We start from the raw sequence: 13,336 nt of genomic DNA, 5'->3' as shown, positions 1-13,336 counted from the left end.
GATGCCGAAGGGCGGCACCGGGGGAGTCCCGGTCGCCGCCCTTCGGGTGCGCGCCTACTTGGTGATGTTCGGCGGGGGCAGCGGGGACGCCGCGATCGACTGCGGTGAGATCGTGCTCGCGTAGGCGGACGGGGCCGCCACGCCGGCCGTCGGGTCGGCGGGCGGCGCGTCCTCCAGGGCCGTGGCGCCGCCGACGATACGGATGCCGGTCGCGTCGAAGGCGCGCTTGATGCGCCAGCGCAGCTCCCGCTCCACGGTCAGTGACTTGCCCGGCATGGTCTTCGCCGAGACGCGGACCACCATCGAGTCCAGCAGCACCGAGTCCAGGCCGAGCACCTCGACCGGGCTCCACAGGAGCTCGTTCCAGGGCTCCTCCTTGCTCGTCCGCTCGGCCACGTCGGTCAGCGTCTCCTTCACCCGGTCCAGGTCCTCGTCGGAACGGACCGTGACGTCCACGTTGGCGGTCGCCCAGCCCTGCGACAGGTTGCCGATGCGCTTGACCTCGCCGTTGCGGACGTACCAGATCTCGCCGTTGTCACCGCGGAGCTTGGTCACCCGCAGCCCGACCTCGATCACCTCACCGGACGCCACGCCCGCGTCGACGGTGTCACCGACGCCGTACTGGTCCTCCAGGATCATGAACACGCCGGAGAGGAAGTCGGTCACCAGGTTGCGCGCGCCGAAGCCGATCGCCACACCCGCGACACCGGCCGAGGCCAGCAGCGGCGCCAGATTGATCTGGAACGTGCCGAGGACCATCAGCGCGGCGGTTCCCATGATCAGGAACGACGCCACCGAGCGCAGTACCGAACCGATCGCCTGCGAGCGCTGCCGGCGCCGCTCGGCGTTGACCAGCAGACCGCCGAGCGCGGTGCCGTCCACCGCCTGGCCGGTGCGGGACATGCGGTCGACCAGCTTCGTGATCGCCCGCCGCACCACCACGCGCAGCACCACCGCGATCACCAGGATGAGCAGGACCCTGAGCCCGATCGCCAGCCACGTCGACCAGTTCTCCTCGACCCAGCCGGCGGCGTTGGTGGCGCTCTCGTGGGCGTCCTTGAGGGAGGGCACCACGGGGGTCCCGGACTCCGAGGGCGTCGGCGACGGATCGGCGGCCGACAGGACGGCGGACAAGGACACGGCAGGTACCTCCAGTGCACGATCTGCCCCCGCCGGGGCGGTCAAGTCCGGCAAGGTCACGATCGGGTCACCGGACGGGCAGAACCACCACACTAACGGGGCATTGTGCGGGGATCGGCCCCCTCTGTGAAGAAGAGACCGTGCTCACCCGTGCGTGAACAGGCCGTGATCCTGGGGATGCATCGGGATGTGGTCGAAAACACTCCCAGCCCGTTACCGGGACATGGTGGCGCTTCCACCAGGCATGAGGAGAAACTGACTACGGATCGTCCCGGCGCGAGCCACGCGCCGCCGGCGTACAAGGAGGCCGTCCGTGCCGCATGTCCTGGTCCTCAACGCGTCGTACGAGCCGCTCGGCGTCGTACCGCTCCGCCGCGCGCTCGTGCTCGTCCTCGAGAACAAGGCAGTCTGCCTCGAGGAGACCGGCGCCTATCTGCACAGCGCGACCGTCACAGTCCCCGCACCCAGCGTGGTCCGGCTCAAGCGTTTCGTGCGGGTTCCCTACCGGGGGCCCGTTCCCCTCACCCGCCGGGCGCTGTTCGCCCGTGACGGGGGCCGGTGCATGTACTGCGGTGGCGTCGCAACCAGCGTCGACCACGTGATCCCGCGCAGCCGCGGGGGCAAGCACGTCTGGGACAACGTCGTGGCGTCCTGCCGCCGCTGCAACCACGTGAAGGCCGACCGGCACCTGTTCGAGCTGGGCTGGCGCCTGCGTCACAAACCCGCCCCGCCCACCGGTCTGGCCTGGCGCATCATCGGCACCGGCCACCGTGACCCGCGCTGGCTGCCCTACCTCCAGCCGTACGGGGCGGAGGACGCGATGGCCCGGATCGACGGCCTCTCGGCCTGACCCCGGCCCCTCCGCGTGGTGACGGGGTCCAGTCCGGCACGGGTGAGTCCGGCCGGAGGGTCGCCCCGCCGGCGCGGTGCGGTCCAGGACGCCCCCGTACGGTCCGGCCCGGGGCCCGGCGCCCGCGTACGGCCCGGCCCCGGGGAACCCCCGTCCCCCCCGGGGCCGCGCCGGTTCAGGTGTAGCGCAGCTCCGCCGGGCGGATCGTGCGCCGCAGCAGGGGCAGGGCGGTGGCCGAGGCCAGCAGGCAGGTGGCGTAGACCGTGAGCGGGACCAGCAGGGCGGACCACGGCAGGACGCCGGACGCGGCGACCGAGGAGTAGGCGACGCCGATCGCCAGACCGCCGACGCCCGCCACCAGCAGGGCCGGTGCCAGCGGCAGCGCGGTCTCCAGCAGCAGTGCCCGGTTGAGTACCGCCCGCGGCACACCGGCCGCCACCTGCGCCGCCAGCCCCCTGCGGCGGCCGGCGAGCGACTCGGCCGTGCCGACGGCGAGCGCGGACAAGGTGATCACCAGGCCCACCGCGATCGCCGCGCCGGTGAGGTTCAGCCCGGTCGTGTAGTACGAGACGCTCTCCGCGAGCCGATGCCGGTCCTCGCGCAGCCCTTCGATCATGATGTGCCGCACGCTCACGAACCCGGTGCCCACGACCGTCACCAGCAGCACCGCCGCATGTGTACGGGCCGCTGCCCACGGGTCGTCGCGCAGCCGCTCCGCCGCGATCAGTGTCGCCGCCGAGCGGGCCCGCACCGCAAGCGTCCGGCCCACGGCCCGGGACGTAACCCCGGACAGCCACACCGCGCCCGCGCCGACCGCGAGCAGCGCACCGGACACCGTCATCGGCATCTGCCACGGGGAGGCGCCGCGCGGGCCCGCCGAGGCGGTGGTCGCCGTGACCAGCGCGACCGCCCCCACCAGCAGCAGCGACAGCAGGAACAGCCGCCCCGGCCCGCGCCCCGGGCGTGCCGGACCGACGCGGCGCACCCACCCGAGCGGCGAGGCCACCACCCGGCGCAGCGCCAGCGCGCCCGCCGCCGCGCCCAGGACGGGGACGGCGAACGCGACCAGCGCGAGCACCCCCCAGGTGAGCGCGGGAGGCTTCCGCGCCCCCGCCAGGACCGTCACCGAGACGGCTGTCGCGACCGCCGACCCGAGCAGGCAGGCCAGCCCGGTCTCCAGCGCGGCGATCCGCCGCACCTGCCACGGACCCGTCCCCGCCAGCCGCAGGCCGGCCAGCCGCCGGTCGCGGTGCACGGCCCCGATCCGGGCGCACTGCCCGAGGAAGCCGAGCACCGGGACGAGGAGCAGCAGCAGGGCGAGGATCACCCCGGCGCGCGTGCCGGGTTCGCTGAGCAGCCCCTCGGCGACGGGCACGGAGTAGTGGCCGCTCAGCGAGGCCAGCGCACCGGCCGCCAGCGCGAACCCGGTGGCGAGCGCCGCCCCGGTCGCGGTGAGCCCGATCCGCCACCACTCGCGCCGGTCGGAGCCGCGGGTGAGCTGCCACGCCAGCCGCAGGTCGCAGACGAGGGACGCCGTCATGCCGCCACCCCCTGCGGCGTCACGGCACCGTCGCACAGCCGTACTTCACGGTCGGCGTACGCCGCCACCTGCGCGTCGTGCGTGATCAGCAGCACCGCCGTGCCGGCCTCGCGGGCCGTGTGCACCAGGGCCGTCATCACCTGCTCGCCCGCCAGCGAGTCCAGCGCCCCCGTCGGCTCGTCCGCGAACACCACCCGGGGCCCGGTGACCAGCGCGCGGGCCAGCGCCACCCGCTGCGCCTGCCCTCCGCTCATCTCGCCCGGCCGCGACTCCTCCTGGCCGCGCACCCCGAACCGCTCCAGCCACTCCCCGGCCGCCGCCCGCGCCTCGGCGCGGCCGGCGCCCGCCAGCATCAGCGGCAGCGCCACGTTGTCCGCGGCGGTCAGCTCCGGGATCAGCTGGCCGAACTGGAACACCACCCCGAACTCGGTGCGGCGCAGCTCGCTCAGCCGCTTCTCCGGCAGCTCCTCCAGCCGCTGCCCGGCGTACGTCACCGAGCCCGCGTCCGGGCGGGTGATGCCGGAGAGGCAGTGCGCCAGCGTCGACTTGCCGCTCCCGCTGGGGCCCGTCACCGCGAGGATCTCGCCCGCGCCCAGGGTGACGGTGGCGCCCCGCAGCGCCTCGGTCCTGCCGTGTGCCTTGACCAGCCGGCGGCCCGTGAGCAGCGGCCCCGCCGTGTTGTCCCCGTCGTTCATGCCGTGTCGACCTCCGCGGTCAGGGTGGTGAGCCGGGCCGCCGTGGTCGTCATCCACCGCAGGTCGGCGTCCAGGTGGTTGAGGGCGAAGTCGGCGGAGAGCACGGTCGCCAGATCGGCGCCGCCCGCCGTCTTCACCGCGGTGAGCTCCCGCATCCGGTCCATGTGGGCGGCGCGCTGGGCACGCAGGTACCCGGCGGGGTCGCCGTCGGACAGGATCGACACCACGACCTTGGCGAAGATCTCGTTCGTCACGAACGGCGCGGGCGGGGCGATCTCCCCGGCCCACTGGGACAGTTCACGCGCGCCGTCGTCCGTGGCGCGGTACGTCGTCCGCTCGGGACCGCCGTCGGAGTCGGTGCCCTCGACCTCGGCGAGACCGTCCCGGACCAGGCGCTGAAGCGTCGTGTAGACCTGCCCGTAGGCCAGCGGACGGGCCTGCGGGAAGCGTTCGTCGTGGCGTCGCTTGAGGTCGTAGCCGTGGCTCGGCCCCGAGGCGAGCAGGCCCAGCAGGATGTGACGGGTGCTCATGGGCCCCAGTATGTACTGCGTACATGTACTGAGTGAATAGTACGGCCCCGGGCATCCGGAATCAGCACAAGGGGAATCGCTCAGTCCGCGACCGCGTACGCCTCCACCGACCACAGTGAATAGCCGTACCGCGTCGCGCGCTTCTCGCCCTGGACGCGGACGTGGCGCACGTCCCGCTCGTCCATGCGGACGCTCTCCCGGCCCCCCGCGCCGTCGCGGACCTCCACCGCCGTGCGCCAGCTGCGGCCGTCCGCCGACACCTCCACGCGGTACGCCGACGGGTGCGCGTCCTGCCAGTGCAGCGCCACCTTCCCCAGCCGCACCGGGCGTTCGAGGTCCACCTGCCACCAGGCGTCGTCCTCCACCGGGGACGACCAGCGGGTCTCCGGGTCTCCGTCGTTCCCCGCCGCGGCGGGGAAGTCGGGCGTCTCGTCGGCCGAGGAGCTCGCCCGGCCGCCGCGGGCCAGGTCGGGGCCGCCGACGCGGGGAACCGCGTGCACCGTCAGCGTGCGCGTCGCGCCGCCGAAGCCGAGCCGGACCTGGTGGTCCCGGACGGGCGTGCCCGGCTTCACGGTCACCTCGACCGGCACCTGGAGCGGCGTACCGCGCGGGACGGTCAGGACCTCCGGGGGCACCCGCACGGCGAGCTCCTTCGGGGCCTCCACGGTCAGCCTGCCGCGCACCTCGTCGGGGCGCAGCGAGCCGAGGGTGACCGTCAGCTTCCGGGTGCCGCCGATGTCGGCGTCCGCGCGGTCGCCGGGCAGTTCGACGGAGGCGGCGGGCGCGTCCGCGAACCACGGGACCAGGTGCCGCACCCGGGCGGGGTCGGCGCCGGTGACACGGACGGCGTCGACCGGCTCGGCGCCGGCCCGCAGCTCGGTGGCGCCCTCCTCGGCCAGCGTCCCGAGCCGGCGCCACCCCTCGCCCGGCACGTGCGCCTCCACGGCTCCCCGCGTGCCCGGCTCGGTGAGCACCGTCACGGTGTCGACCGCACGGGCGCGCGGCAGGTCGAGGGTGCGCTCGCCGCCGGACCGCGCGGGCGGCTCCCGGTCGAGCCCGGCCCAGCTCTCGTACGCCTTCCGCGCCCGGCTCAGGAACGGGTCCAGCACGCCCTCGCCGACCGTCACGCGTGCCGAGGCGGCCGCCCGGCGCTGCTCGCCCAGCTTCCGGTACGCCGACCAGGCGGAGGCCGCGTCCCCGGCCCGCTGGGCGCCCAGCATGTCCAGCGCCGTCGTGCCGGCCTCGCCGTGACGGGCCAGCGCCTCGGACCACGGGGCGACCTCGGTGGCGAGCGCGGTGCCGGACAGCCGGCCCGGCAGGTCACGCAGCGCCGTGAAGGCCGCGCGCAGCCGGACGGCGGCGTCGGGCTCCCGAGGCCCGCGCGCCGTCGGCCGGGTGCGCCAGAACTCCTCCAGCAGCGGCCGCAGATACGCCGACTCGGTGCCGCCGAGCACCGACGAGGCGACGTTCCCGGCGAGCGCCGTCAGCGCCTTCTCGCGCCGGGTGTCACCACCGGCGAGGTCGGCGATCGCGGCCCGCCAGGACTCCTGGGGGCGGTAACCACGCGGGTTCCAGGCGAAGTCGGCGGCCGTGAACAGCGGGACGCGGGACGCCTCGGGCTGCGCCATCGCGTTGGCGAGCAGGGCCGCCGAACCGGCGGCGACGGCCGGCTCGCGGCCCTGGTAGGGGCCGAGGAAGATCCGGCCCGGGGCGTAGTCGTTCACCGGGTAGTTGTCCATCGTGACCAGCGGGTGTCCGAACGCCTTCCGCGCCTCGCCCAGTTGGCGGCCGGTGATGGTGCGCGGCACCACCCCGACCCCGGTCCACGCCACCTCGATGCCCTCGTCCAGTGCCTGCGCGAGGGACCTCCGGTACGACGTGGAACCCTCCTCGTGGTACTCGGTCGGCATCAGCGACAGCGCCACGGACTCCGGGTGGCGGTCCGCCAGGTGCCGGGCCACCGCGTTCGCCACGTGCGCCTGGGCGCGGGCCGCCGCCTCGGGGCCCGACCCGAACCGGTCGGCGTCCGCCCCGCAGTGCCACTCGCTGTAGCTGACGTCCTGGAACTGGAGCTGGAAGGCGCGGAAGCCCAGTGCCCACATCGCGTCCAGTTTCCGGGTCAGGGCGCGCAGGTCCCGCTCCGAGGCGAAGCACATCGCCTGCCCCGGCGCGACCGCCCAGGCGAGCGTGACGTGGTTGCGCCGGGCCCGCTCGGCCAGCTCGCGGAACTCCGCGCGCCGCTCGGCCGGGTACGGCTCCCGCCAGCGGGCCTGGCGCAGCAGGTCCTCGCCGGGCGCGTAGAGGTACCGGTTCTGCTTGGTGCGGCCCATGAAGTCCAGCTGGCCCAGCCGCTGCCGGTGGGTCCACGGGGTGCCGTAGAAGCCCTCGGTGATGCCGCGCACGGCGGTGCCCGGCCAGTCGCGCACCGCGACGGCGCCGATCGTGCCGTCCGGGCGCAGCAGCTGCCGCAGGGTCTGCACGGCGTGGAACAGGCCGGCACCGTCCGCCCCGGCCAGGGAGACGGCCCCCCGCCCCGTGGTCAGCGTGTAGCCGCCGGCCGGCAGGGCGTGCCGGGGGTCGTTCGAGGCGCGCTCCGTCCCCGCCCGCACCACGAGCGCCCCCTCGGGCACCGGTGCGCCGGGGGCGGTGAACCGGCGCGCCCCGGCCTCCCGCAACAGCTCCCGCAGCACCTCGACGGCGTACGGGTCGGCCGTCTCGTCCGCGATGAGGGCGACCTCCTCGGTCACCTCGACCGGGGCGCCGTTCGCGCGCACGGAGTGGGGGCGCGGCCACACGGACGGCTCCGCGGTCCCCACCGGATCGGCGGTGGGCGAGGCGGTCGTCCCGGGCGCGGGCGGCGCCGCCACGGCGGCCGGCGCGGTCCCCAGCGTTCCGGCGAGGACGGCGAACGCGAGGGCGGCCCTCCTGGTGTTCGCCGTCCTCCCACGCCGCAGCTGCACGGGCCCCTCCTGGTCGCTCGAGCGGTCCGAACGGTCCGGCGGCCGAACGGCCGTGTCCATTCCGTTACCGAGAGATCCGACCCCACCACTTCGGTGATGAACGTGTCAATGAGAGTGGACGCTGTGGCGGGTTTGTCCCACCGTGGAGGGAGGAGAAGCGGGAAGAATGTGAGCAGGAACACGTTGGAAGACTTTGTACGTCTGCCATCGCGCCCGCTGGGTAGGGCTGCGGGATAACCCGCACGACCACGCACGACCCGCATCCCGCACGTCCGCGTGATCCGCGGACCGTGCTCGACGAGGAGACGATCTGTGACCGCACCGGCCTACGTTCCTACCCCGCCCCTGTCCAAACCCGTGGCGGAGACCTCCGCCGACGACCTCCACTTCTGCGTCTTCAGCGCGGAGGGCCCCTGCACCGAACTCCCGCTGACCAGCGAACCCCCGCTGCCGGACGCCGAACCGCTCACCAGCGAACCGCCGCTCGCCGAAGCCGCCCCCCTGACCAGCGAGTCCGACACCTGGACGGACTCCTCGGACGCCTCCGGACTCGACTCCTTCCCGGCCCAGTACCGCCCGGAGCCCTAGGGTGAGCGCGCCCCGGCCGGCCGAGCCCCCTTCCGCGGACCTGTCGCGGCTCGCCGCCCTGCACGGCGTCGCCACCTCCTACAGCCCCTCACCGGACCGCACCGTCACGGCCTCCGCCACCGCCGTCACCCTCGCGCTGGCCGCCCTCGGCGTGGACGCGGCAAGCCCGGACGCCGTCCGTGCCGCCCTCACCACCCGCGAACGCGAACGGGGCGCACGGCTGCTGCCCCCCACCGTGGTCGCCTGGGGCACCGACACCCCGGCCGCCCTCACCGCACTGCCCGACGGCACCCGGCTGAGCGTCCGCACCGAACAGGGCGAGACCCTCGCCTCCGCCCGGCACCTTCCGCCCGGCGTGCACGACCTGACCGCCACCGCACCCGACGGCCGCACCGCCCGCGCCCACCTGATCGTCGCCCCACCCCGGCTGCCCGCGCCGCGGGGACGCTCCTGCGGCCTCCTGGTGCAGCTCTACTCGCTCCTCTCCCGCCGCTCCTGGGGCATGGGCGACCTCGCCGACCTCGGCGAACTCGCCGGGTGGGCCGGACGCACCCTCGGCGCCGGATTCGTCCAGGTCAACCCGCTGCACGCGGCCGTCCCCGGCCCCCCGACCGACCCCTCCCCCTACCGTCCCTCCTCCCGCCGCTTCCCCGACCCCGTCCACCTGCGGATCGAGGACGTCCCCGAGTTCGGTTACGTCGAGGACCAGGGCCGCGTCCGCGCCCTGCGGGAGCGGGCGGCCCGGCTGCGCGGGGCGGTGCTGGACAAGGGCGCGCTGATCGACCGGGACGCCGTCTGGGAGGCCAAGCGGGAGGCCCTGGAGCTGGTCCACGCGGTCCCGCTCGGCCCCGGCCGCCGGGCCGCCTACGCCGATTTCCGCACCGCGCAGGGGCAGGCCCTCCAGGACCACGCCACCTGGTACGCCCTCGCCGAGGTCCACGGTGCCGACTGGCACCGCTGGCCCGCCGAACTGCGCGACCCCCGCTCGCCCGGCACCGCCCGAGCCCGCCGGGAACTGGCGGACCGCGTCGACTTCCACTCCCGCCTCGTCTGGCTCACCGACGCCCAGCTCACCGCCGCCCAGCGCGCCGCGCGCGAGGCCGGGATGACGGTCGGGATCGTCCACGACCTCGCCGTCGGCGTCCACCCCGCCGGCGCCGACGCCTGGGCGCAGCAGGACCACTTCGCGGCCGGCATGTCCGTCGGCGCTCCCCCGGACGCCTTCAACGCGCGCGGCCAGGACTGGGGCCTGCCGCCCTGGCGCCCCGACCGCCTCGCCGACTCCGGGTACGCCCCCTTCCGCGCCCTGCTGCGGGCCCTCTTCCGGTACGCGGGAGCGCTGCGCATCGACCACGTGATGGGCCTGTTCCGGCTCTGGTGGGTCCCCGAGGGGCACCCGCCCACGGAGGGCACCTACGTCCGCTACGACGCCGAGGCGATGCTCGCCGTGCTGGTCCTGGAGGCCTCCCGCGCCGGGTCGGTGGTGATCGGCGAGGATCTCGGCACCGTGGAGCCGGGCGTGCGCGAGGCGCTGCGCGAACGCGGGGTGTACGGCACCTCGGTGCTGTGGTTCGAGCGGGACTGGGAGGGCGACCGCCGCCCGCTGCCGCCGGAGACCTGGCGCGCGGACTGCCTGGCGACGGCCACCACCCACGACCTGCCGCCCACCGCGGCACGGCTCGGCGGCGAGCACGTGGAACTCCGGGACCGCCTGGGGCTGCTCACCCGTCCCCTGGAGGAGGAGCGCGCGGAAGCGGCGGCGGACGTGGGGGAGTGGCGTGAGCTGCTGCGCCGGCTGGGGCTGCTGCGAGGGGCCCCGGGGGAGGAGGCGGAGATCCAGGCCGTGCACCGGTACCTGCTGCGCACCCCCGCCCGGATGATCGGCGTGTGGCTGCCGGACGGCGTCGGCGACCGCCGCCCGCAGAACCTGCCGGGCACGTGGGACCAGTACCCGAACTGGCGCTTGCCGATCGCGGACGCGGAGGGCCGCCCGGTGACGCTGGAGGACCTGACGGCCTCACCGAGGCTGCACGCCCTGCTGAGGACACTGACCGAGACCGCCCCTGACGCCCCGCCCCCTTACGGCACCCCGGCCGCGCGCACCTGAACCGCGTTCGATACGTTGGGACCGTGGACACGAAGAACGCCCTGCGCGCCGGCGCCCTGGCAGCCGGTACGACGCTGATGATGCTGCTCATGACGTCCCCCGCGCTCGCGCTCACCCGCGACGACGGCGACGACCCCGGCACGGGCCTGAGCGTCGTCGAGACGCTGGGCCTCTACGTCCTGGCCCCGATCGCGCTCTTCGTGATCATCGCCGCACTGGTGATGGTCGGCGACAAGTCGCACAAGAAGAAGGACGTCACCAGCTCCAACATCAGCACGAAGGCCGAGGCCAAGGCCTGACCCGGAGCACCTCCGCGCACTGTCCCGAGGGCGCCGGCACCGCGACGAGCGGACGCCGGCGCCCTCGGCGCTGTCGCCCCTGAGGGAGGCCGGCCCGCCCCGGCCCTGAGAGGGCCGGGCCCGCCCCGGCTCCGAGGGCGGCCCCGGCGCCCTTACCGCTCGCTCGCGAGCAGCAACTCCCGCAGCAGCGAGGACAGCTGCCCCGCCCGCTCCCCGCCGAGCGCCGCCAGGGCCTCCGTCTGCTCGGCGAGTCCCGCGCCGACCGCCTGGTCGATCAGCTCCAGCCCCTCCGCGGTGAGCGTGACCTGGAGCCCGCGCCGGTCGTGCGGGTCGGGGGAGCGGCGCAGCAGCCCCGCCCGCTCCAGCTTGTCGAGCCGCCCCGTCATCCCGCCGGTGGTCAGCATCAGCGTGCCCGAGAGCTGCCGGGGGGAGAGGGTGTAGGGCTCCCCGGCCCGCCGCAGGGTCGCCAGCACATCGAACTCCCCGCGCGAGATGCCGTACCGGGCGTACGCCCTCTCCATCCGGTCGCCCATGGCGCGCGCCAGCCGGAAGACACGCCCGAAGACCTCCATACCGGCCGTGTCCAGATCGGGCCGCACCCGCGCCCACTGCTCGACGATCGCGTCGACGGGATCCTTGGGGCGCGGCTCCTGGGATGTGCTCATGGCGAGGAGTATCCGCGTCCACAGGATCACCCGCAAGAAAGTGGCTCGACGATAAGTAGCTCACGAGTAAGCTACTCGCAGCTGACCTACCCGGAAGGGCTGCCCATGCCACCGCCCATGTCCCAGCGCCGCGCCCCCTCCCGCGCGGCCGTCACCGCCCTCACCGCCCTCGCACCCGTCTCCTGGGGCACCACCTACGCCGTGACCACGGAGTTCCTCCCGCCCGACCGCCCCCTGTTCACCGGCCTGGTACGCGCCCTGCCGGCCGGCCTGGTCCTGCTCGCCCTGGTCCGCGTACTGCCACGCGGTGCCTGGTGGTGGAAGGCGGCGGTGCTCGGCGCGCTCAACATCGGCGCCTTCTTCCCGCTGCTGTTCCTCTCCGCGTACCGGCTGCCCGGCGGCATGGCGGCGGTCGTGGGCTCGGCCGGACCGCTGTTCGTGGTCGTCCTGTCGGCGCTGCTGCTGGGGCAGCGGCCGACGGCGCGCCATGTGATCACCGGGTTCGCGGCCGCGTCCGGCGTCAGCCTGGTGGTCCTGGAGTCGGCGGGCGCGCTGGATCCGCTGGGCGTCCTCGCGGCCCTCGCCTCCACCGCCTCGATGTCCGCCGGCACCGTCCTCACCCAGCGCTGGGGGCGCCCGGAGGGTGTCGGCCCGCTCGCCCTGACGGGCTGGCAGCTGACGGCCGGAGGCCTGCTGATCGCGCCCTTCGCCGTCCTGGCCGAGGGCGCGCCCCCCGCCCTGGACGTTCCGGCCCTCGGCGGCTACCTCTACCTCGCCCTGGCCAACACGGCGATCGCGTACTGGCTCTGGTTCCGGGGCGTCGGACGCCTCACCGCCACCCAGGTCACCTTCCTCGGCCCCCTCAGCCCCCTCACGGCGGCGGTGATCGGCTGGGCGGCCCTCGGTGAGACGCTGACCCCGCCCCAACTGGCGGGCATGGCCCTGGCGTTCGGGGCGACGGTGGCGGGGCAGGCCGCGCCGCGCCCGCGCACGGCCCTCGGGGCGCCCGCGCCGGCGCCGCCCGGGTCCGCCGTCACGGGAGATGCGCAGGTGTTGCACAGAACGTGACCACCCCGCACCCGTCTCCCACGTAAACGATCTTTAAGTTCTGTGATCGACTCCGTGCGCAAGTGCGCCGCGGAGGCTCCTAGTTGCCCCAGAGAGGCATTCTGGCCTGGGACGCGACCCTGCCGTACCCGGACGGCAGCAACGACCGGTTCTGGGTCGAGATCACCGACCAGACCGCGCACCGGCGGGGGCCGCGCTGCCGCGCAGGCGGCCCCCGTTCTCCGCAAGCCATCAGGGAGCCGACGCGATGCACGCACAACCGCTCGATCCGACCCGCCTGTGGGGCGAGGGCTGGGCCGTCACCTTCGCGCCCCGGCCGCCCGCGTTCTGCCTCGACGCCATGGGGGTGAGCGAGGCCGCGCCGCTGCCGGACGGGCTGGCGGCGTTCGCCCGCCGTTCGCCGTTCGACGGGCCGCCGGTGCTGGTCGCGGCGGCCGTGCTGGACGACCGGTGGTCGGTGGTGGTGGAGAGCGAGGCGCAGACCGGCTGGGTAGGCACCCACCCGGACGTCCTCGAGGCGTTCACCGCACCGGACGCACCCGCCTGCACCGTCTTCTCCGACCCGAACAAGGTGCAGGTCGTCTTCCGGGAGCACGGCAGCCCGGTCGGCGGCCTGGAGCCGCGCGGCAACCGCCGCTGGGGCCACTTCGGTGACCGCGTCCTGCGGTCCCTGCGCGACGCGGGTTTCCCCGACGGCCACGCGAGCCTGGAGGACCCGGTGCCCGCCGCCCCCAGCGAGGGTGCCCTCGCCCTCCTCGCCGCCCAGGCGGTCTCCCGCACCGAACTGCGTGCCGAACACCTCCAGGGTCCCTGGCTCGGCGGCCTCACGGCCAAGCCGTATCCGGCCGCGCCCTGACCGCGCCGCTCGCGCGGCGCACCCGCTGACCGGGCGGT

Annotated in this window: 12 protein-coding genes; 6 read left to right on the top strand and 6 right to left on the bottom strand. The window is 75.0% G+C overall.

Annotation, left to right across the window (positions count from 1 at the left end; all coding sequences use genetic code 11):
* Positions 1-54: 54 nt before the first annotated feature.
* Positions 55-1,140: a mechanosensitive ion channel family protein gene (locus tag ACZ6A9_RS20270; protein ID WP_468987389.1), complete on the bottom strand. Its 1,086-nt coding sequence runs from the start codon at positions 1,138-1,140 to the stop codon at positions 55-57.
* Between the two features lie 313 nt (positions 1,141-1,453).
* On the opposite strand from ACZ6A9_RS20270, the gene ACZ6A9_RS20265 reads away from it, so the two are divergent.
* The gene (locus ACZ6A9_RS20265; RefSeq protein ID WP_468987388.1) at positions 1,454-1,990 is read left to right on the top strand and encodes an HNH endonuclease; all 537 of its coding nucleotides are present in this window, start codon (positions 1,454-1,456) and stop codon (positions 1,988-1,990) included.
* A 175-nt stretch (positions 1,991-2,165) separates the two neighbouring features.
* Here ACZ6A9_RS20265 and ACZ6A9_RS20260 read toward each other — a convergent pair whose 3' ends face one another.
* The 4 genes from ACZ6A9_RS20260 to ACZ6A9_RS20245 form a co-directional block, all read right to left on the bottom strand.
* The gene (locus ACZ6A9_RS20260) at positions 2,166-3,530 is read right to left on the bottom strand and encodes an ABC transporter permease (RefSeq protein ID WP_468987387.1); all 1,365 of its coding nucleotides are present in this window, start codon (positions 3,528-3,530) and stop codon (positions 2,166-2,168) included.
* On the bottom strand, positions 3,527-4,225 hold the full coding sequence (locus ACZ6A9_RS20255) for an ABC transporter ATP-binding protein (RefSeq protein ID WP_468987385.1): 699 nt from the start codon (positions 4,223-4,225) through the stop codon (positions 3,527-3,529). The genes ACZ6A9_RS20260 and ACZ6A9_RS20255 overlap by 4 nt, the downstream gene beginning before the upstream one ends.
* Positions 4,222-4,755 carry a PadR family transcriptional regulator gene (locus ACZ6A9_RS20250; protein ID WP_468987384.1) on the bottom strand — a complete coding sequence of 178 codons (534 nt, stop codon included), beginning with the start codon at positions 4,753-4,755 and terminating at the stop codon, positions 4,222-4,224. Before ACZ6A9_RS20250 ends, ACZ6A9_RS20255 begins: the two co-directional genes overlap by 4 nt.
* Positions 4,756-4,835: 80 nt before the next feature.
* Positions 4,836-7,715 carry a beta-N-acetylglucosaminidase domain-containing protein gene (locus ACZ6A9_RS20245; protein WP_468987383.1) on the bottom strand — a complete coding sequence of 960 codons (2,880 nt, stop codon included), beginning with the start codon at positions 7,713-7,715 and terminating at the stop codon, positions 4,836-4,838.
* Between the two features lie 312 nt (positions 7,716-8,027).
* On the opposite strand from ACZ6A9_RS20245, the gene ACZ6A9_RS20240 reads away from it, so the two are divergent.
* The 3 genes from ACZ6A9_RS20240 to ACZ6A9_RS20230 are packed head-to-tail and all read left to right on the top strand — an operon-like array spanning position 8,028 to position 10,709.
* Positions 8,028-8,303 carry a hypothetical protein gene (locus ACZ6A9_RS20240; protein ID WP_468987382.1) on the top strand — a complete coding sequence of 92 codons (276 nt, stop codon included), beginning with the start codon at positions 8,028-8,030 and terminating at the stop codon, positions 8,301-8,303.
* A 1-nt stretch (position 8,304) separates the two neighbouring features.
* Positions 8,305-10,410 carry a 4-alpha-glucanotransferase gene (gene malQ / locus ACZ6A9_RS20235; protein ID WP_468987380.1) on the top strand — a complete coding sequence of 702 codons (2,106 nt, stop codon included), beginning with the start codon at positions 8,305-8,307 and terminating at the stop codon, positions 10,408-10,410.
* Positions 10,411-10,433: 23 nt separating this feature from the next.
* Positions 10,434-10,709: a hypothetical protein gene (locus ACZ6A9_RS20230; RefSeq protein WP_468987379.1), complete on the top strand. Its 276-nt coding sequence runs from the start codon at positions 10,434-10,436 to the stop codon at positions 10,707-10,709.
* A gap of 152 nt (positions 10,710-10,861) precedes the next feature.
* Here the strand turns inward: ACZ6A9_RS20230 and ACZ6A9_RS20225 are convergent, their stop codons facing one another.
* Complete coding sequence (locus ACZ6A9_RS20225) at positions 10,862-11,374, bottom strand: MarR family winged helix-turn-helix transcriptional regulator (RefSeq protein WP_468987376.1); 513 nt, start codon at positions 11,372-11,374, stop codon at positions 10,862-10,864.
* 117 nt (positions 11,375-11,491) lie between these two features.
* Between ACZ6A9_RS20225 and ACZ6A9_RS20220 the strand changes: the two genes are divergently transcribed.
* Both ACZ6A9_RS20220 and ACZ6A9_RS20215 read left to right on the top strand, forming a co-directional pair.
* Positions 11,492-12,442, top strand: coding sequence for an EamA family transporter (locus tag ACZ6A9_RS20220; RefSeq protein ID WP_468987374.1), 951 nt, complete (start codon positions 11,492-11,494; stop codon positions 12,440-12,442).
* A gap of 247 nt (positions 12,443-12,689) precedes the next feature.
* Complete coding sequence (locus ACZ6A9_RS20215; protein ID WP_468987373.1) at positions 12,690-13,298, top strand: hypothetical protein; 609 nt, start codon at positions 12,690-12,692, stop codon at positions 13,296-13,298.
* Positions 13,299-13,336 lie beyond the last annotated feature (38 nt).

Source organism: Streptomyces sp. NPDC041124, assembly GCF_055592385.1.
This window is presented reverse-complemented; position numbering and strand designations above follow the sequence as displayed.